19 protein-coding genes and 1 pseudogene are annotated in these 18,445 nt (G+C 38.6%); 13 read left to right on the forward strand and 7 right to left on the reverse strand.

The genetic code is table 11. From position 1 onward, the window contains the following. Window positions 1-94 precede the first annotated feature (94 nt). The 9 genes from NMG86_RS06980 to NMG86_RS07020 all read left to right on the forward strand — a co-directional run bounded on the left by NMG86_RS06980 (window position 95) and on the right by NMG86_RS07020 (window position 7,987). Window positions 95-1,003, forward strand: coding sequence for a tetratricopeptide repeat protein (locus NMG86_RS06980; RefSeq protein WP_026787596.1), 909 nt, complete (start codon window positions 95-97; stop codon window positions 1,001-1,003). Between the two features lie 79 nt (window positions 1,004-1,082). Continuing rightward, window positions 1,083-1,433: a VOC family protein gene (locus tag NMG86_RS06985; RefSeq protein ID WP_026787595.1), complete on the forward strand. Its 351-nt coding sequence runs from the start codon at window positions 1,083-1,085 to the stop codon at window positions 1,431-1,433. Between the two features lie 25 nt (window positions 1,434-1,458). Continuing rightward, on the forward strand, window positions 1,459-2,712 hold the full coding sequence (rodA, locus tag NMG86_RS06990; RefSeq protein WP_026797304.1) for a rod shape-determining protein RodA: 1,254 nt from the start codon (window positions 1,459-1,461) through the stop codon (window positions 2,710-2,712). Between the two features lie 82 nt (window positions 2,713-2,794). Next, entirely contained in the window at window positions 2,795-3,205 is a 411-nt protein-coding gene (locus tag NMG86_RS06995; RefSeq protein WP_026797305.1) for a lysozyme inhibitor LprI family protein, read from the forward strand. Next, a complete protein-coding gene (locus tag NMG86_RS07000; protein WP_199918696.1) occupies window positions 3,205-4,158 on the forward strand; it encodes a lysylphosphatidylglycerol synthase domain-containing protein in 954 nt (317 codons plus the stop codon). The genes NMG86_RS06995 and NMG86_RS07000 overlap by 1 nt, the downstream gene beginning before the upstream one ends. A 31-nt stretch (window positions 4,159-4,189) precedes the next feature. Then, a complete protein-coding gene (locus NMG86_RS07005; RefSeq protein ID WP_052338664.1) occupies window positions 4,190-6,094 on the forward strand; it encodes a hypothetical protein in 1,905 nt (634 codons plus the stop codon). 118 nt (window positions 6,095-6,212) lie between these two features. Continuing rightward, window positions 6,213-6,548 carry a cytochrome c6 PetJ gene (petJ, locus tag NMG86_RS07010; protein ID WP_026787591.1) on the forward strand — a complete coding sequence of 112 codons (336 nt, stop codon included), beginning with the start codon at window positions 6,213-6,215 and terminating at the stop codon, window positions 6,546-6,548. Between the two features lie 171 nt (window positions 6,549-6,719). Continuing rightward, on the forward strand, window positions 6,720-7,142 hold the full coding sequence (locus NMG86_RS07015; RefSeq protein WP_026787590.1) for a BlaI/MecI/CopY family transcriptional regulator: 423 nt from the start codon (window positions 6,720-6,722) through the stop codon (window positions 7,140-7,142). Next, complete coding sequence (locus NMG86_RS07020) at window positions 7,142-7,987, forward strand: M56 family metallopeptidase (RefSeq protein ID WP_026797307.1); 846 nt, start codon at window positions 7,142-7,144, stop codon at window positions 7,985-7,987. Before NMG86_RS07015 ends, NMG86_RS07020 begins: the two co-directional genes overlap by 1 nt. Before the next feature lie 45 nt (window positions 7,988-8,032). Here NMG86_RS07020 and hypD read toward each other — a convergent pair whose 3' ends face one another. Beyond that, window positions 8,033-9,142 (reverse strand): hydrogenase formation protein HypD, encoded by a 1,110-nt coding sequence (gene hypD, locus NMG86_RS07025; RefSeq protein ID WP_026797308.1) that lies wholly within the window; start codon window positions 9,140-9,142, stop codon window positions 8,033-8,035. Between the two features lie 110 nt (window positions 9,143-9,252). Further along, window positions 9,253-10,593 (reverse strand): adenylosuccinate synthase, encoded by a 1,341-nt coding sequence (locus NMG86_RS07030; protein ID WP_026797309.1) that lies wholly within the window; start codon window positions 10,591-10,593, stop codon window positions 9,253-9,255. Between the two features lie 546 nt (window positions 10,594-11,139). On the opposite strand from NMG86_RS07030, the gene NMG86_RS07035 reads away from it, so the two are divergent. Next, window positions 11,140-12,174: an amidohydrolase family protein gene (locus tag NMG86_RS07035; RefSeq protein WP_026787586.1), complete on the forward strand. Its 1,035-nt coding sequence runs from the start codon at window positions 11,140-11,142 to the stop codon at window positions 12,172-12,174. Between the two features lie 42 nt (window positions 12,175-12,216). On the opposite strand, the gene NMG86_RS07040 is transcribed toward NMG86_RS07035, so the two are convergent. Continuing rightward, window positions 12,217-12,636 carry an ATP-binding protein gene (locus NMG86_RS07040; protein WP_026787585.1) on the reverse strand — a complete coding sequence of 140 codons (420 nt, stop codon included), beginning with the start codon at window positions 12,634-12,636 and terminating at the stop codon, window positions 12,217-12,219. A 326-nt stretch (window positions 12,637-12,962) separates the two neighbouring features. Between NMG86_RS07040 and NMG86_RS07045 the strand changes: the two are divergent. Further along, a pseudogene (locus NMG86_RS07045) lies at window positions 12,963-13,647 on the forward strand (response regulator transcription factor); the annotation flags it as partial. 276 nt (window positions 13,648-13,923) lie between these two features. Here NMG86_RS07045 and NMG86_RS07050 read toward each other — a convergent pair. Further along, the gene (locus NMG86_RS07050) at window positions 13,924-15,567 is read right to left on the reverse strand and encodes an IS1634 family transposase (protein ID WP_026796751.1); all 1,644 of its coding nucleotides are present in this window, start codon (window positions 15,565-15,567) and stop codon (window positions 13,924-13,926) included. Window positions 15,568-15,686: 119 nt separating this feature from the next. Here NMG86_RS07050 and NMG86_RS07055 point away from each other — a divergent pair, with 119 nt between their 5' ends. Next, the gene (locus tag NMG86_RS07055; RefSeq protein ID WP_499103732.1) at window positions 15,687-16,163 is read left to right on the forward strand and encodes a PP2C family protein-serine/threonine phosphatase; all 477 of its coding nucleotides are present in this window, start codon (window positions 15,687-15,689) and stop codon (window positions 16,161-16,163) included. Window positions 16,164-16,279: 116 nt separating this feature from the next. On the opposite strand, the gene NMG86_RS07060 is transcribed toward NMG86_RS07055, so the two are convergent. From NMG86_RS07060 to dps, 3 genes are all read right to left on the reverse strand, one after another. Beyond that, window positions 16,280-16,609 carry an STAS domain-containing protein gene (locus NMG86_RS07060; protein ID WP_026797310.1) on the reverse strand — a complete coding sequence of 110 codons (330 nt, stop codon included), beginning with the start codon at window positions 16,607-16,609 and terminating at the stop codon, window positions 16,280-16,282. Window positions 16,610-16,710: 101 nt separating this feature from the next. After that, window positions 16,711-17,373: a helix-turn-helix domain-containing protein gene (locus NMG86_RS07065; RefSeq protein WP_244639572.1), complete on the reverse strand. Its 663-nt coding sequence runs from the start codon at window positions 17,371-17,373 to the stop codon at window positions 16,711-16,713. Between the two features lie 17 nt (window positions 17,374-17,390). After that, window positions 17,391-17,897, reverse strand: a complete 507-nt coding sequence (dps, locus tag NMG86_RS07070) for a DNA starvation/stationary phase protection protein Dps (RefSeq protein WP_026787581.1) — start codon at window positions 17,895-17,897, stop codon at window positions 17,391-17,393. Between the two features lie 210 nt (window positions 17,898-18,107). Between dps and NMG86_RS07075 the strand changes: the two genes are divergently transcribed. Next, window positions 18,108-18,302, forward strand: a complete 195-nt coding sequence (locus tag NMG86_RS07075) for a hypothetical protein (RefSeq protein ID WP_141292508.1) — start codon at window positions 18,108-18,110, stop codon at window positions 18,300-18,302. Window positions 18,303-18,445 lie beyond the last annotated feature (143 nt).

The following is an 18,445-nucleotide window of genomic DNA, read 5'->3' on the forward strand; positions in this document are numbered from 1 at the left end:
TTATTTATGCTTTCACCTCTGCACTTGTGGACACTGTTTCTGTTAACATATTAGCTGCAAGGAAGTTGGCCTAATATGTACAGGATTGAGTTTCATGGTAGATAAACGTCGTGGGTTGATTAGTGTAGTTTTGGTTTTAGCGGTGATTGCCTTTGTGGGATTTTCTATGGGGCCACTGATTAGTGGGATTGTCCAGAACAATCAGTCGAAACAACAACCGACTCCCACTCCCACACAATCGGCTCAAACGGGTAAACAATCCGATTTACAAGCACAAGCCCGGGGTTATGAGTTAGTATTGCAGCGAGAACCCGATAACGAAACGGCTTTGAAGGGTTTATTACAAGCCAGGTTAGAGCTAATTCGGTTTAAGCAAGCCGAAATGAAGGATGTGATTGAACCTTTAGAGAAACTGGCAAAAAAACACCCTGAAGATACACGCTACAGTGTTTTATTGGCACAGGCGAAAGCCTATACCGGAGATCAAGAAGGATCGGCTCAAATTTATCGTACAGTTTTAGCCAGTCAACCCGGAGATATTCAAGCCTTACAAGGTTTAGCAAATTTATTCCTACAACAAAAACGTCCAGAAGCGGCGATTGGATTATTACAGGATACCCTGAAAGCCGCTGCAAATGCGAATCAAACTGTACCCAATACGATTGATGAAATGTCGGTGCAGTTAATTTTGGGACAGGTTTATGCAGAGGATAAACGCTATGATGAGGCGATCGCTATTTATGATGAAGCGATCAAAAATGATGAGAAAGATTTTCGTCCAGTTTTTGCTAAAGCTCTAGTTTTAAAAGAACAGGGAAATGCGGGAGAAGCGGAACCTTTATTCGCTAAAGCGGTGGATTTAGCCCCAGCAGTTTATAAAGATCAAATTCAAAAACAAGCTGGTAGTAGTATAGCTCCAGCTAAGTCTGTTAAACCCGGTTCTCCTAATGCTTTGGAAACTAAACCGGAAGCTAATTCTGCACCCAAAAAATCGGCCGAGTAAACTGGTGGCTTTCTCCTGCAAAATCTAGTTATATTCCCTAGAATATAGTTAGGGAAACGTTAATTTTTTCAATCTAATTATGAACTTGAAACGTCTAGGCCATGTTGCTATTTGTGTGAATGATATCGACTCATCCGCAGCGTTTTATCAAAACTTAGGGATGGATTTGGTTTGGAAGGATACGGACTGGGCTTATTTAAAAGCGGGTGAGGATGGATTAGCTTTACTGAGTCCGGGTTATGATCAAGCTGGCCCTCACTTTGGTTTTGTATTTAGCGATCGCACCGAGATGGAAAGTGCCTATCATAGCTTAAAGGCTCAAGGGATTCCGGTGACAACAATTCATGAACATCGGGATGGTACGGCTTCCTTTTATGGGCGAGATCTTGACGGAAATGGCTTTGAATACCTGTATGAACCCATTAAATGAGTTAAGGGCGTTTTAACTAAAAACTATGTTTCAAAAAATTCGATGGGGAAGTCGCCGGAGTTCAATGTTTTATACTTGGGTTGAGGTAGATTTGTGGCTGATGGGAGCCTGTCTTCTTCTCACCGTATTTGCAGGAATTATGATCCGCAGTGTGGAGTTAAATCAAGGTTTAACTGATTGGTGGCAACATTGGGTGACGGGAGCGATTGGTTTAACTTTAGCTTTGATTTTTTCCCGTTGTCGTTATGAACGTCTGATTCAGTGGAAATGGGTGATTTATGGAATCACAAATTTATCGTTGGTTGCGGTACAAATTATTGGGACAACGGCATTAGGGGCGCAACGATGGATTAATATTGCGGGTTTTCATGTCCAACCCTCGGAGTTTGCTAAGGTCGGAATTATTATTACTTTAGCAGCCCTACTCCAAGAGTTAAAAAATCCAAATTTGAGGGATATGATTCGGATTTTAGCGATCGCTGCTGTTCCTTGGGGGCTGGTTTTTATTGAACCTAACTTGGGAACTTCTTTAGTGTTTGGTGCGATTACTTTAGGGATGATGTATTGGGGTAATATTCATCCTGGTTGGTTGATTTTGCTCCTTTCTCCAGTGATCACTGCAATTATTTTTAATGTCTATCTTCCGGCGGGAATTGTTTGGGTTGTATTAATGGGTTTTGTCGGTTGGTGGAGTCTCCCTTGGCGATGGCTGACTGGCCCTTTAGCTCTATTAGTGAATTTAGGAGCCGGAGAGTTAAGCCATATTCTCTGGAATGTGTTGCAAGACTATCAAAAAATGCGACTGATTGGGTTTTTGAATCCTGAACAAGATCCCTTGGGGAGTGGTTATCATTTAATTCAGTCTCGAATTGCCATTGGTGCGGGACAATTATATGGACGGGGACTTAATCATGGGACTCAAACTCAATTGAATTTTATTCCTGAACAACATACGGATTTTATCTTTTCCGCCATCGGTGAGGAGTTGGGTTTGATCGGTTGCATTGCAGTATTAGCTATTTTTTGGTTTATCTGTTTACGTCTAGTGATTATTGCCCAAACTGCTAAGGATTCTTTTGGATCTTTAATTGCTATTGGAGTCCTTTGTATGTTATTGTTTCAGGTGTTTGTTAACATTGGGATGAATATTGGCATAGCACCAGTTACCGGAATTCCTCTACCTTTCTTAAGCTATGGTCGATCTTCATTACTGAGTAATTGGATAGCCATTGGGATTGTACAATCGGTGGCTAACTACCGGCAAAAGCTTAATCTTTAAGCAATTTTACCTTTAATACCTATAGGAAATATTGCCTTAACTTAACACTTTTTTTCTTAAAAAATCCATTCTTTCTTACTCTATGCGAAAAACATTACAAGTTTGTTTTCTGGTATTTATAATTGCCAACTTTACGGCTTTTGTAAATCTGAGTTTAGCCACACCTGAAACATTGATTGCCCAAAATGTTCAGTGTAAGCCCGATGGCAATACTTTAGAAATGCGAAAATGTGCCTCTGATCAATATCAAATCGCGGATCAAAAGCTGAATCAAACTTACCAAAAACTCATCGGTCAATTATCTCCCGAACGCAAAAAACGGTTAATTGAAGCCCAAAGAGCTTGGATTTCCTTTCGAGACAAAACCTGTAGTTTTGAATCGAGTCAAGTTTTAGGGGGTACAGCCGAACCTTTATTTTTAACCCAATGTTTAGCAAAAGTAACTCAGCAAAGGGTTCAAGATTTGCAAGACTATTTAGCTGAAATTAAGTAATGTCCAACAGTTTAGGGTTAAATTCCGAGATGAATCGAATGCGTAAGATTGTGCCTTCTCTTCTCGGCTTTTTTCTATTTTGTCTCTCGATTTGGGCCATTAGCCAAAAGCTGGAAAAATATTCTATAGATGATGTTTTGATTAGTCTATCTAATATTCCTCAAATTAATAGGCTGGGTGCAATTGCCCTAATGACAACCAGTTATTTAATGACCACAGCTTATGATATTTTAGCGTTTATTTATATCGGGTTTCCCCTGAATTATGTTAAAGTCGCCCTCGGTGCATTTACCAGTTATGCAATTAGTAATAATGTTGGTTTGTCCCTATTGACAGGGAGTGCCGTTCGTTATCGGTTATATTCAAAATGGCGTGTTCCTCCAGGTATAATTGCCCAGGTAATTGCCTTTACTAACTTAACATTTTGGTTAGGATTATTGGGAGTCTGTGGATTAGTTTTTCTGTTGACCCCCTTAAAGGTTCCCAGTATTTTAGATTTACCCTTTGTTTCAGTTCGTCCGGTGGGAATCATCTTTCTTCTCATCATTGGAGTCTATCTATTATGGGCAAGTTTTAATCATAAACCTGTCAAACTTGGAGAATTAGAATTAAACTTTCCTACCGTCAGTGTTTCACTGGCTTTAATTGCTTTTGCCTCCGTAGATTGGGGAGCCGCCGCCGGGGTTTTATATGTATTATTACCTGAAGGTAGCACCGCTTCTTATCTCAGTTGTTTTAGCATTTATTTATTAGCAATGACGGCTAGTATGGTTAGTAATATTCCAGGAGGTTTAGGGGTCTTTGAAACTGTGGTTTTAACCTTGGTTTCTTCTCAAGTAAATCCAGCTAATGTTTTAGGATCTTTATTAGCCTATCGTGCCATTTATTATCTACTTCCAATGATTGTCGCAACTATATTACTGGGAATTAATGAACTAAAAAAGCATCACTAAGCTGTTTAAAAGTTATCCGCTATAGGTGATTATGACGACGAAATTTGAACCCCCAATTTCTACTCAACGTACAGGTTTATCTCTCCTCGTCGCTAGAATTTTAGCTCTGATTGTTACGGCTAATTTTTGTTTAGTCGTTTTTGATTTAAGTTATATTAAACTTCGTCGATTTTATTTACAATGGAGTCAACATCAAGCCCAATCTGAAAATACACCTAAAAATCAATATTTGCAGCAAGTTGATCAACTTGAAAAAACAATTAATCAATTTGGAATTGAGTCTAAAGAAGTTAAGTTAGCATTAAAAAATATTCGTGAATCGAGTTTACAAATATTTATAGAAAATCCCCCATTTCGGGTTTTAAATTCCTATGGAACTTTAGTAGAAATTCAAAAACGCTTTCAGAACCATGTCAAAATTAATAATTTTCAGCAAGCCTTGGAAACCTTCTGGAGTCCTGATTTTTTCAATCAAAAACAATGGCAAAAAGAGTTAAAGTTTTTTAATCAAAATATTAGATTTTTAATTTTATTTAATGAACCCAGTTTAACCTATGATATTATTAAAGGGATTGAACCCGATCGTATGACTCAAAGTTATTTAGTTAAAGTTTCCGAATTAAAAGTTTATTTAAAATACAATGAGTTAAATACCCCGAAAGCCGAAACTTTACTCAAAGATCTACGAGAATCAAGTGCTAAGATTATTGATCGGACTTATTTTTTACAATTAGAACATAATTTGGGGCCATTAACCGAAGCTAAATATCGCATGATTGATCATATTTATAGTCGAGATCCCAGGGTGACAACTCGGCTGACCCCTACCCTAAAATTTTTATATAAAATTAACCTATTAAATTTTTTAGCCCCGGAGTTAATTTGGGCTGATCGCTCCTCCAGACAGGCTTTTTATGTCTTTTGGAGTGTGGAAAATTTAGAAAAACAAGGATGGGAAAAAGAACTCAAATTTTTTGAAAATGATATTCAAAGTTTAATGGAGTCATTCTATTTTCGACAATTGAGTTTAAATGGTCAATTTGTGAATCGATTTTGGTTGATTGATTTACCTTGGATCAGCCTGTTTTTCTTAATCTTCTTAATGGAAATCTATGTTCTTCGTTCTCGCCAACCCCAACTAACACTAAGGGAGGCAATTTTAAAATTATGGTATTATGTATTTTTGTTAATTCCTAAATTATTATTTTTACGTTTTATTTCAGCCATTTATCACTTAAATCGAGCCAATTTTCCGAGTTTACAACCAACTATTGATTACCTAAAATTAAAAATAATCTATAGTTTTGCTCAGGAATTAGTTCAAGTTTTGGTGAATCAAGGGGTTGATAAAATCAAAGATTTTGTTAAACAAGGAAGCCTGAAAAAGTTAGTTAATCCTCCTTCTTCCTATCAATCTATTTCCTTAGAAGATATTGAACTTGAATCCCAGTCTCCCCCCGGAATTTCTAACCAAATTGTTGAAATTACAATTGCTAAAGTTTTACCAACCATTCGCCCTGAATTAGAGGCTTACTTACACTATCAAGTCACTAACTCGATTCAACAGTCTCCGATTTATAAAGGATTAAATAAAATTCCTTTTATTGGACATTTGCCTCAACAAGTTGCTGATAGTTTTGTTAAAAAAATTGCAATTACCATTTCAGAAAGTCCTAAAAAATCCCTGGAAGCAGGAAAAAACAAACCTCCAGATTTTATCGCCATACAGTTACAAAAACGCTTGACACGACAGTTCGTAGATACATTAAGAATAGAATTACAAAAAGAACAAATTTTTGATGATGCCGAACTAATTTTAGTCAAGTGGTTAGAAGGGTTAAAATCCAATCAAGTTAAAGATTTAGAAGCTAAACAAATCATTAAAACAGTTAACATCGAAGACAATAAACAAATTTCTCCGAGTCCAGATTCATAAAATCAAGCGATGGCTTTTCCCCTGGAGAGGGACAAGTTTGACGGCCTGTCTTTTGACAAGGGGGAACCCATTTTGCACCATAGAATAATTGATTCAATTTCCTAACAGGAGAACACCGATGAAAAAAATAATTTCAGTTTTGTTAGTCATGACCGTCGCTATTTTAACTTTTGTTCCCAGTGCCTTCGCCGCCGATTTAGCAAGTGGAGCTAAAATATTTGCGTCAAATTGTGCATCTTGTCACGCCGGGGGGAGAAACTTAATTAATGCGAGCAAAACTTTGAAAAAATCGGATCTGGAAAAATATGGGATGTATGATCTCCAGGCAATTATAACCCAAGTAACAAATGGGAAAGCAGCCATGCCTAGCTTCAAAGGTCGTTTAAAAGACAATCAAATTGCCGATGTTGCCGCTTATGTATTAGCTCAAGCGGATAAAGACTGGAAAAAGTAATCTAAATTAACCTGGGATTTTAATACAGTTAAACCTCTTAAGCTCTTTAATTAATTATAGTTTTGGGAGGTTTTCTGTTTTTTTGCATTGAGTTAAGAAATTAGGAAAACTTGATTTTGGTTCAAATAATCTGTTACAGTAAATAATTAGTCTTATTTTTATGTATTTCCTATGGCTCCTTTGCCTAATTATCGTCCTCGGCAACTTTCCCTCGGCCCGTTAGAAACGGAAATCCTAGAAATAGTCTGGGAATTGGGTATAACCACGGTTAAAGACGTCCATGAACGGATTTTATCTGACCCAAATCGAGAATTAGCTTATACTTCAGTAACAACAGTATTGCGTCGTTTAACAGATAAGGGTTGGTTAACTTGCAATAAACAGGAGCGGGCTTTTTATTGGCAAGCTTTACTCACCCGTGAACAAGCCCAGGCTATTTTAGCTTATGATCGTTTAAATAGATTTTTAGCCATAGGTAATCCCGATATAGTTGCTTCTTTTGCTGATAGTTTAGATACTGCAAGTTTAGATCAAATTGATGCTATTGCCTCACGCCTTGATGCTATTCGTCGCCAACGGGAGGGACAACAATAATGCACTTAATGATTATTTTATTCGCCCTAGGATGCGCGGTCGGTTTGCGACTCATCCCCTTACCTCAAGGGGGAAGTTGGCATCAACGCTGGCAAAAATCTCTATTTTTGTTCGTCTGTCCGCCTTTGGTTTTATTGATGACCGCTTTGGCTGTATTATGGATGGGAACAAAAGGGGAAATGTTGGGACTCGAAGCCAGTTGGTTTAGTTATATTCTGGCTTTGGGATTTATCGGTTGGGGAATATTAACGGTTATTAAGTTAATCGGTCAATTGTGGCAATCTCAATACCGAATTCATCGCCTATCTCAACAGCTTGTGATGGGAAAAACAGCACGAATTTTAGAGGATGATTTTCCCTATAGCGCTCAAATTGGATTTTGGCAGCCGAAATTGGTAGTTAGTAGAGGATTATTAAACCTCTTAGATGAGACCCATTTAGAAGCAGTGATTGCCCATGAACAAGCCCATTTAAACTATCGAGATACTTTTTGGTTTTTTGCATTAGGCTGGCTACAAACTTTAACCATTTGGCTTCCTAATACCAACCAACTCTGGCAAGAATTACTATTATTAAGGGAAATGCGGGCTGATCGTTACGCCACCCAACAAGTTGACGCTTTAGTATTAGCAGAATCCCTATTATATCTTGCTAAAGCTCCTTTTGAATCTCCCGATTATGGCAATTTATCCTTTAGTTGTTCCATTCGTAGTAGTCGTTTAGAAGAAAGAATAGATGCAATTCTAATGGAAGATTCTGCTCCTTTAACCTGGGGATGGTGGGTGTGGATATTACTATTTTGGGTCTGTTTACCTTGGATTACAGTCCCCTTCCATTATTCCTAATCATACCAATTCTTTGAATACCCTTAACCCCGTCATATTTTAACATTAAAGGACGGGGATTTTGGTTTGTTGACGATAGCGATAATAGGCAGCACAAGCTCCTTCAGAAGAAACCATTGGAGCCCCTAACGGATGTTCGGGAGTGCAACGGGTTCCAAAAACCGGACATTCCTGGGGTTTTTTAATCCCTTGGAGAATTTCACCACTAATACAATCTTGGCAGGGGGAAGAAACCGGAATTAACTGTTGAGAATTAAACCGTTTTTGAGCATCAAAATTAATATATTTTTGTTTAATTCCTAACCCACTTTGGGGAATTTCTCCCAATCCTCGCCATTCACGCGGTACAATTTCAAAGACTTCTTTAATTATCGTTTTAGCAGTTTCATTCCCATCTTGACGAACAGAACGATTATATTGATTTTCTAATTTATATTCTCCCTTTTCCATCTGTTGAATACATAAATAAATTCCTTGTAAAATATCAATAGGTTCAAACCCAGTTACCACAATTGGAATATTATATTTATCAACAATAGGCTCATATTCCGTATATCCCATCACGGTACAAACATGACCCGCCGCTAAAAACCCTTGCACCTGACAATTAGGACTCGATAAGAGGGCTTCCATCGCCGGAGGCACCAGAACATGGGATACTAAAAGGGAGAAGTTATTAATATTTTGTTGGTGGGCTTGATAGACTGCCATGGCGGTAATTGGGGCGGTAGTTTCAAAGCCAACGGCAAAGAAAATCACCTGTTTTGTGGGGTTTTGTTGGGCAATTTTTAAACAGTCTAAGGGATTATAAATAATTCGGATATCTCCCCCGGTAGCTTTAACACTTAATAGGTCTTTTTCACTCCCCGGAACCCTTAACATATCTCCAAAGGAACAAAAAATAATATTAGGCAAGGAAGCGAGGGCAATAGCTTGATCAATAATATTAATATCGGTGACACAAACGGGACAGCCAGGGCCATGAATTAAGGTAATTTCTGAGGGGAGAAGTTCATCAATTCCGTATTTAACAATAGAATGGGTTTGTCCTCCACAAATCTCCATGATTTTCCAGGGTTTTGTGGTGATTGATGCGATCGCTTTTGCATAATCTTGAGCGAGTTTTCCATCCCGGTATTCATCAACAAATTTCATAATATTTTCTACCTAGAAATACTTTTGGGGTGATTCTAACACCCTAATGTTAAGGCAGAAACTATAAAAAAGCATTCCCCGGCCGAAACCAGGGAATCAGGGAGAAGATATTAACCGCCGACCTTGATTGGCTGTCCATCTGCGTCTAATAGCGCTCGTTTCGGGCCGTGAATCGGATCTTCAACAATAATAGTTTGATCTCGACTCGCACCTAGGGAAACAATTGCGATCGGAACTTTCATTAATTCCGCCAAAAATTTCAAATAATCTAACGCTGTTTGCGGTAAATCTTCTAATTTCCGACAGTCGGCGGTTGATTCTTTCCAACCTGGAACCGTTTCATAAATGGGTTCACACCGGGCAAAAGTTCGGGCGCTACTGGGGAAATGTTCGCACCGTTCGCCATCAATATCGTAGGCGATGCAAACCTTAATTTCATCTAGGCCATCTAAAACATCTAATTTAGTAATGGCCAAACAGTCTAAACCATTAATTCTGACGGCATAACGGCCAATCACCGCATCAAACCAACCACAACGGCGTTGACGTCCGGTGGTGGTTCCGAATTCCGCACCGCGATCGCACAATATCTGGCCAATCCCATCCACCATTTCCGTCGGGAATGGCCCCTCACCGACCCGGGTAGTATAGGCTTTCGCCACCCCAATTACCCGATCAATCATTGTCGGGCCAACTCCCGTACCCACACAGGCACCACCAGCAACGGGGTTAGAAGATGTGACATAGGGATATGTCCCATGATCCAAATCTAACAGTGTTCCCTGTGCCCCTTCAAATAAAATATTCCGTCGATCCTGCACCGCAGCGTAGATTTTTAGTGACGCATCGACGACATGAGGACGCAAGCGTTCTGCATATTGCAGATATTCCTCAATCACCGCTTCCGGGTCAAGGGGCGGGAGATTATAGAGTTTTTCGAGAATAACGTTTTTATTGCTAATCGTCCAGCGCAATTGTTCGGGCAAACTCTCGGTTTCCATCAAATCAATGATCCGAATTCCCGTGCGTTCAGACTTATCGGCGTAGGTCGGGCCAATTCCCCTGCCCGTTGTCCCAATCTTTTGAGATCCCCGTTGTTGTTCCGATGCTTGATCCAAGAGGCGATGGTAGGGCATCGTAACATGGGCCGTCTGGGAAATCATCAAATTTTTGGTGGAAATCTTCAGAGACTCCAGTTGATCCAATTCTTCGATTAAAATTCTGGGATCAATTACGGTTCCTGAACCGATAATGCACTCGGTATCGGGATATAAAATGCCTGAAGGAATCAAGTGCAGTTTGAAGGTTTGATTGTCCACAACAACCGTGTGACCTGCATTTACGCCACCTTGGTAGCGGACAACTACATCTGCTGAACCACTGAGCAGATCTGTGATTTTGCCCTTTCCTTCATCGCCCCACTGGGCACCGATAACAACTACGTTAGCCAAGAGAGTTTTCACTCCGACAGTTTACACAAATCCTGATTATCTATGATTACAGGCACTCTGTCAAATTAAGTTTTGTGAAATCTTTTGTGGAGACGCGGCATAGCACCTCTCCACTGAAGATGCTGATCTTGATAAGCTGTACTGCATTTAAACTGTATATTCCAGCGAGCGAGGACGCTCGCACTGCATAGGATTCAAGATTTCTGCATGACTAATTTAGATGCAGCAACAGCTTATCGGTTTTTTCAGCAAAAAAACAGTAATCTGTAGTGCGAGCGTCCTCGCTCGCTAAAATATATGGTTGAAATATATGGTTGAAATATATGGTTGAAATATATGGTTGAAATATATGGTTGAAATTCTCAAAGGATTACAACCTGTTTAGAAGACTTGCTACATTTTTATACAGCCTTTCATTATAACAAAAAAAATAGGTTTTGGTTGATTATCCTAAAAAACAATAATCTTCATAAAAATACTAGGTTTGACCCCATATTTTTTTAGGGCTGTGCTATGGTGAATAGTCAATATCATCATCAGTTTATTATGCCGTTACACGCCGAGTTACATCGCCATTTAGGGGGTTCAGTTGTACCGCGCATTCTGTGGCGGTATTTCCAACGTCATAACCCTCAGTTTACCCAAGGTTTCGCAGAATATGAAGGGTTTGAAGATTTTTATACCAAGCCCCGCAATACCTTAGATGAATATTTAGAACTGCATACTATGGTTGAAAGTGTGCAGACCGTTGAAACCCTCCCCTATTTTATTTATCGGTTGATGCGCGGGGCTTATACTTTTGAAAATTTAGCCTATTTAGAATTACGTTATACTCCTTATTTACGAACTCCAGAACATCTGAGTCAGTCCCAAAGAATTGACTGTATGGCTGAAATTGTTGAGGTGGTGGGAAAAGCTAGTCAACTGAGTGATACTCCTATTATCACTAGCCAAATTTTATGTATGCACACCCGACTTCCCTTTGAAGTCAACCGAGCTATTATTGATTTAGCTGCCCAAATGCCCCAATATGTTTGTGCTGTTGATATCGCCGGAGGGGATAATCATTATGGTCAACGGTTGGATGAATTTATTAATTTGTATAAATATGCCCTATCCTTGGGCTTGAAAACCACCGGACATTTATATGAAACCCCGGAAGGTTGTTATCCTGAATTATTGCCCTATTTAATGCGAATTGGTCACGGTATCCAAATTCCGTTATTACATCCCGAATTATTACCGGAATTAGCCAAAAATAATCAATGTTTAGAGGTTTGTCCCACGACCTATATTAAAACTGGAACCCTCAAGGATATTCAGCAGTTAAAAATAGTTTTTGAACGCTGTTTTGATGCCGGGGTTGATATTGCTATTTGTACCGATAATGCCGGGTTACATAATGTTCGTTTACCCTTTGAATACGAGAATTTATTAACCCTCGATATTATCGAGTTTGAACAATTAGAAGCCTGTCAGCAAGCCGCCTTTCGTCATGCCTTTGCCTGGCCCCATCAAAACCCGCCCACACAAATTCTTCATGGTTTATTAAAACCAGAACCCATAATCAGTTATCAGTAGAGACGTGCCATGGCGCGTCTCTACCCGTGATCAGTTATCAGTTTAAAATTGCTTAATAATTAATAGACAATTGCGTCCATCTTCACCGTGATCATAACTTAAATAGTCCGCAATATCGCGCATTAATTTTAAACCCCTTCCTCCTCCTGAATGGTGATCAATATCCATGGGAATATCCTTGATGTATTTCATTAAATCAAAAGGTGCGCCAAAATCCCAGATCCGAATTTCAATTTGTCGATCTAAAATAGTAACTTCTAAATCAATTTGTAAATCAGAAGAAAGTCCTTGGTGAGCATGACGAACAGCATTGGTAAATCCCTCCGCTAAAGCTAACTGACAGCGTAGCCAAACGGATTTAGGAATAAAGGACTGATACAGTTGATCAAACCAAGACAAAACCTTAGCTAGACTATCTAGGCTAGAAGGAACTTGAAGTTGAGTAATTTGGGGTAATGGCAATGGTTTTAAACCCTCTTATTCAATCACAATAAGTTTGACTGATTCCCTAAGTCTTGAACAGTATTTAGGGATGGACTTCCCATAATTCTAGCCATAGTTGGCGATATTTGTCTATACTGCATTTTTAAAAAGTTTTGCAGTGGGGTTGAACCGCAGTTGTGCCAAATCAAGTAAAATGCTTCTTTATTAACTGAACATCATGCTAAATTGCTTGAATCTCAAATTCAGTCAACCTTCCAATTAGACTATACTCAAAGATCAAAAGAGCAAAGTCTTAACTTGGCCTTGATTACCCTCATCTGGTGTACCGACCTACCTCAACACTCATGTTTAAAATTCTGGTTATCGATGATGATGTTGCCATTTTAGAACTTCTGAAAAGAACGCTGAAGAAACAGGGTTATGATGTCAGCGTGGCAACTAATGGTGAAGAAGGTGTAGAACAGGCTAAACAGCTATGTCCGGCATTAATTATTTGTGATTGGATCATGCCCAGGCTGACGGGGATTGAGGTCTGTCGTCAAATTAAAGCCACCCCAGAATTATCAACAACACAGTTTTTTTTTATTAACTTCTTTGGGTTCGGTTTCTGACCGAGTTACGGGGTTAGATGCGGGGGCTGATGATTTTATTTCTAAACCAATTGAAATGAATGAACTCTATGCTAGAGTTCGGGCTGGGTTGAGATTACATCAATTGAGTCAGGATTTACAAACTCAAAAACAATTAATTGAGGCTGAACTCGCCGAAGCTGCTGAGTATGTGCGATCGCTCCTTCCTGAACCTTTAACGGAACCGATTAGAATTGATACCAAATTCATTCCTTCTCGTCAATTAGGCGGTGACTCCTTTGACTATTATTGGCTGGATTCTGACCATTTATCAATTTATTTATTAGATACATCAGGACATGGTTTAAAAGCAGCACTCCCTTCGGTTTCCGTGCTGAATTTACTCCGATCTAGGGCAATTCCTAATATTAATTACTATCAACCCAGTAACGTTTTAAAACCCACATTCCGCAGATAGGGGTCAAATTTTCCACTAATTCTAAAAAATAGAAACCTATTCCAATTTTTCGGTGAACTTCCGAGGCTTTACTATCAAATTATATAGCTAGTTTACCGCTATTTAACTAAACATAAATAATTACTATTTTTTAATAGAAATAGAACTCCATTTTTTTAATATATTTGTATTTTATCACCAAATTCTTTTCAGCCAAGAGTTCTCATCTTGACTCATAACTTAGATTTTTTACAACTATTTCCCCCTTTCTTTTAATCTTTATCCCCCAGGAATCATTAAATAGTATTGACAGCAATCTTTCCCTAAATGCTGCAATATTTCTTGACGTTCTTGGGTTAAGTTACTCACTTGGTTTTCTCCATTTATCCTGACTAAATGCACCGCTTGGAACATTTGAAATATCCACCGCATCGTCGGTTTATTCGTTAATTTCTTGACCTGATTTCTTACCCCTTCTTGGGCTGTTTCTAATTGTTTTCTCAATTTTCTTTGAGCTAGGTTATACACTAACAAGCACAATCCCATTATCATCGCTATTGCTTCCACTCTCTCTGGTTTTTTCACGAATACACTTGCTGTGAAAAATAACGGATCTTTTAAAAATCTAAATCCTCTCTCGTTACTTTGCTGCGCTTTGTATTCGGCTAATAGCTTTTCATTACTCACCTCTTTCTTGTCTAATATATTTGTCGCTAATATAAATCTTCCGGCTTTGATTTTTTCCGCTTCTATCACTGATTCTCTAGGTTCTATCTCTCCTGTTACTTGATAAACTATTGTCTTTTCTTGATTCCCTTTTTCTGTTTTACTTTGGCTTTTTTTACTGGCTTTTTCTGTGCATTTTATTTCTTTTATTTCGTGATATTTCCACGAATCTGATAACATTTTTATCCCAATCTCTGCATCCGCTATGCAAGCATACTCTTGTTTCAATAGCTTCCGCAGTGATGCTTTGGCGTTCTCTAACTGTTTTTCTACTTGCTCTGATATTTTTTTTAGGGCTGCTTTTTTCCTGGCTTCACTTTCTACTACTAACCATCTTTGTTTTATGTTTGCGTACTCACTTGATTTCGTTGCTATTCTATATCCTTTTATTTGACTCTGCTCCCATTCTTCCTCTTCTATCTCTACAATCTTATTTTGCGCTTCTTTTATACTTAATGGTACTCTTGTTATCCATTTCATTCCTGCCATTGCTCCTATATTCTCTGCTGTGTATAATGCACTGTCTGCTACACATATTCCTTCAAATGTCCATTGCTTTTTAAATTCTTTTAGTCTTTCTACAAATACGCTTTTATCATCGGCGTTTCCGTCATCTATTTTTAGATATAATGGCACATCTCCGTCTCCGCTTACTACCATATCTATTATAAATTGTTTCAGATCTGGTCTTTTATCTCTTGAGTATCCATGCACTATTTTTATGGCTTTCATTTCTTCTTCTATTTCCTGATTTTCTTCTTCTTTACTTTTGTATTCTCCCTCTACTGATATCGAACTGCTATCTAGGTGTACGCTTTCCTTTTCTACTTGGAATTTTTGGGCGGCTTTTAGGGCTATTGCTGTGAATAGATTTGTTGTTCCTACTTCATAATATTTATCTAATGCTCTCCCGATTCTGTCATCATTTAGTTGCTCTGCTATTACTCCTTCTCCTATTAAATGTTCTGTTGCTTTCCCTACGAAAAAGTTCTCGAATAGGTACAGCGGCGCGCTCAAAAACCCTAATCCATTCAAAATCATTGCTTTCATTACCTGTCCTGGGCTTATGGCTTCTTTTCCTCTTAATCCCACTTTTTTATTCACTTCTTCTACTAATTCCATCTCATCTATTACGCCTGCTACTATTCCTAAATGGTCTAAATTCACGATTTCTATCGCTTCTAGGGGGTTTTTCATATTTTTATTTGTTCAGCTACTCTAATTATTATTCTACATTGAAAATAGCCCAAATGATTGCCATATAATGATTTGGGCTTTTATTTATTCCAATTTAATTGGCAATTCAATTGGCTTAAATATCTGCGGAATGTGGGTTAAAAGCATTAAATACCACCTTTCAAATGACCTACCAAAACGATAAATATTTTACGATTTGGTATGGGGTTTATGATTTCTCAACTCGAAAATTATTGTATTCTAGTGCTGGTCATCCCCCAGCTATTTTGTTAACTGGCAAAGATCCCAAAAATCTCAAAATTGAAATGTTAAAAACCCGGGGAATGCCAGTTGGAATGTTTTTAGAAGCCGAATATATAGATGCAACCCACGATATTCCAGAATTCAGTAATCTTTATATTTTTAGTGACGGAGTTTATGAAATCCAACAACCGGAGAATACAATGTTGGGTTTAGATGGATTTATCTCTATTTTAACAGAATATAATCATTTACAATCGAACACTTTAGAATTGGTCTTAAATACAGTTAAAAAATACAACGCTGATAATCCTTTTGATGATGATTTCTCCTTACTAAAATTAACTTTTGATTAACCTTTTGCCCAGAATTACTGTCCAGACTTGTGACAGAAATGTAAAACTTAACCGAGGGTGAAATTGGGAAACACCAATCTGTTTGAATTCAGATTACCCCCCGTTTTCACCCTAACTTATTGACCCAATTGAATAATCACTTCCAAAAATTTTTCTTGGTTTTCAAAAATCTCGAATACCCGATCCATGCTGGTAAGTTCAAATAAAATCTTAATTTGCTCATTAATAGAGCAAACAAATAATTTACTTCCAGCCGCTCTCACTCCTTTCAAAGCTAAGACCAATGCACCCAAACCAGAACTATCCATAAACGTGACATCTTGGAAGTCAATTAATATGATCTTGGCTCCTTTTTCAACTAAAGCAACAATATCCTGCCGAAATTGACTTGCTTTAGTGCCATCCAAAATCCCGTTAGGTTTAAGAATTTTAACATCAGAACTCATAGTTTTCTAAGGGTTGAACCCTCCATAAGACTCGCTCGACTCCGTTAGTATAGCTTTGAGTTGAACTCCATGCCAAATACATCCGTTTAACTCAAACACGCCTATACCGGACTGACCTTAGCGCGATAGAGCAGTTTACTTCCATATCGGTATCCAGTATATCGCACAATCACTGGTTCTCCGGGTTTAGCCGTTCCCTCCAAAAGCTGATGGAGATGGGGTTCATAGGGAACTTCTGCCCCAACAGGTGCGATCGCTTCTACTCCCCATTCTCCCATAAGCTGTTCTACCGGACTTACAAAACGTAATAATTTGACCGCCGGGAGTTGGGGATTTTCTTGAACGCGATACACCACCGTTGGCCATTGCAAGAGCCAAGACTCCAGGGTGTGCAGACTTTCCTGTTTCCACTCATCGAGCAACACAGAGCGTTGTTGTTCTATCTGGGTTTGTAAACGTTGATATTCCTGTTCTAAATTCCCTTCAGAGGCTTTTTCTTCATCCGGGACAGAACCTGGAGCAAACACGGATAAGAGTTCCGTCAGGGAAATCTTTAAACCATGGCTAATTTTCAGCAAAACACCCACAGGGGTTTGCAGTGCAAGTCCCCGTCGCAGTCGAATAATCTGTAACGGGGAAACCCCAGCATTTTGACTAAGTTCTTCTAGGCTAGAAACCCCCGCCCGTTGCATTAATTCCTGCAACTGGGAAGTATAATCAGGCAAAGCAGATTCACTCATTCTAAGTTTTAGTTCACGAGTCATCTGCCATTGACGGCTCTTTAATTGCCTTGTAAATGGGATTCTAAGAACCACAAGCGCTGATCAATGGCGCGGGAAATTCCAGTATATAAATCGGCTGTATCCGCGTCGCCTAGTGCGCCTGTTTTATCAATGGCTTCTCGAACCATTTTGCCATAAGGAGCATAGCGATCGGCTAAGGCCACTACATAATCTTTATCATTGGCTAGATCTAAGGGAAATTCAGGTAAAATAGTGTCGGCAACCGCCATCCGAGCCGTTCCCATAGCTGTCCCTCCCAAAGCCGTCGCCCGTTCTGCAATTAAATCCACATATCCTTCTAATTCCGTTGCCATTTCATCAAACAACAAATGCAACTGATAGAAATTAATCCCTTTGACATTCCAGTGAGCTTGTTTGACTTGGGTTTTTAAGTCTAGTGTTGTCGCTAAACTGTGATTAAGAATCTCGATAATTTCGGCGCGGGTAGCTTCGGGTAAATCAATTCGAGTCGCATAAAGACGTTGTTTACGGCTAGTTGTTACCATGATTGAAAATTCTCCTTTAAGGGTTTTATCGGATTAAAAAAAATCAAAATAGACAATAAACTAAGGAAATGATATCGGATTTTAAACCTTTCTAAATCTGCCTCAAGCCAGATGTTTTTGCAGAGTCGATGCGAGAATACTTGGCTTTAAACCATTAAGTCGAGTCCTTTGATTAATGTAGTATAATTGAAACTATTTGTAACTTAAAGATTGACAAAACTAGACGGTACAGTCTATGCTGATATTGTTACAAAAGTATACTGTTTAATCAATCCGCATGAGGGCGCACTTATGGATATTATTTCTTTAGTAATCATTTTAGGTGTGGTTGTAGCATCGGATGAAATTCTCAACAATCAATTGAAAGTTTCAAAACGCTTGTTAGATTGGTTAGATAAACAATAGGGATCACGGATTTAAGAGGATTTCACGGATTTCACGGATTTTGATCTGTGTTAATCTGCGTAATCCTTTTAAATCCGTGATAGGTAATGGGTAATAGTGATTTATTTTTTCACTAATAAATTAACTCTTGCACTGATAACTGA

It is taken from the genome of Planktothrix rubescens CCAP 1459/22, assembly GCA_904830895.1.
Lineage (GTDB): Bacteria > Cyanobacteriota > Cyanobacteriia > Cyanobacteriales > Microcoleaceae > Planktothrix > Planktothrix agardhii.

Coding starts and splice junctions, on each gene's coding strand:
- NMG86_RS06980 (WP_026787596.1), top strand. CDS start 95: ATGGTAGATAAACGTCGTGGGTTGATTAGTGTAGTTTTGGTTTTAGCG.
- NMG86_RS06985 (WP_026787595.1), top strand. CDS start 1,083: ATGAACTTGAAACGTCTAGGCCATGTTGCTATTTGTGTGAATGATATC.
- rodA (WP_026797304.1), top strand. CDS start 1,459: ATGTTTCAAAAAATTCGATGGGGAAGTCGCCGGAGTTCAATGTTTTAT.
- NMG86_RS06995 (WP_026797305.1), top strand. CDS start 2,795: ATGCGAAAAACATTACAAGTTTGTTTTCTGGTATTTATAATTGCCAAC.
- NMG86_RS07000 (WP_199918696.1), top strand. CDS start 3,205: ATGTCCAACAGTTTAGGGTTAAATTCCGAGATGAATCGAATGCGTAAG.
- NMG86_RS07005 (WP_052338664.1), top strand. CDS start 4,190: ATGACGACGAAATTTGAACCCCCAATTTCTACTCAACGTACAGGTTTA.
- petJ (WP_026787591.1), top strand. CDS start 6,213: ATGAAAAAAATAATTTCAGTTTTGTTAGTCATGACCGTCGCTATTTTA.
- NMG86_RS07015 (WP_026787590.1), top strand. CDS start 6,720: ATGGCTCCTTTGCCTAATTATCGTCCTCGGCAACTTTCCCTCGGCCCG.
- NMG86_RS07020 (WP_026797307.1), top strand. CDS start 7,142: ATGCACTTAATGATTATTTTATTCGCCCTAGGATGCGCGGTCGGTTTG.
- hypD (WP_026797308.1), bottom strand. CDS start 9,142: ATGAAATTTGTTGATGAATACCGGGATGGAAAACTCGCTCAAGATTAT.
- NMG86_RS07035 (WP_026787586.1), top strand. CDS start 11,140: ATGCCGTTACACGCCGAGTTACATCGCCATTTAGGGGGTTCAGTTGTA.
- NMG86_RS07050 (WP_026796751.1), bottom strand. CDS start 15,567: ATGAAAAACCCCCTAGAAGCGATAGAAATCGTGAATTTAGACCATTTA.
- NMG86_RS07060 (WP_026797310.1), bottom strand. CDS start 16,609: ATGAGTTCTGATGTTAAAATTCTTAAACCTAACGGGATTTTGGATGGC.
- NMG86_RS07065 (WP_244639572.1), bottom strand. CDS start 17,373: ATGACTCGTGAACTAAAACTTAGAATGAGTGAATCTGCTTTGCCTGAT.
- dps (WP_026787581.1), bottom strand. CDS start 17,897: ATGGTAACAACTAGCCGTAAACAACGTCTTTATGCGACTCGAATTGAT.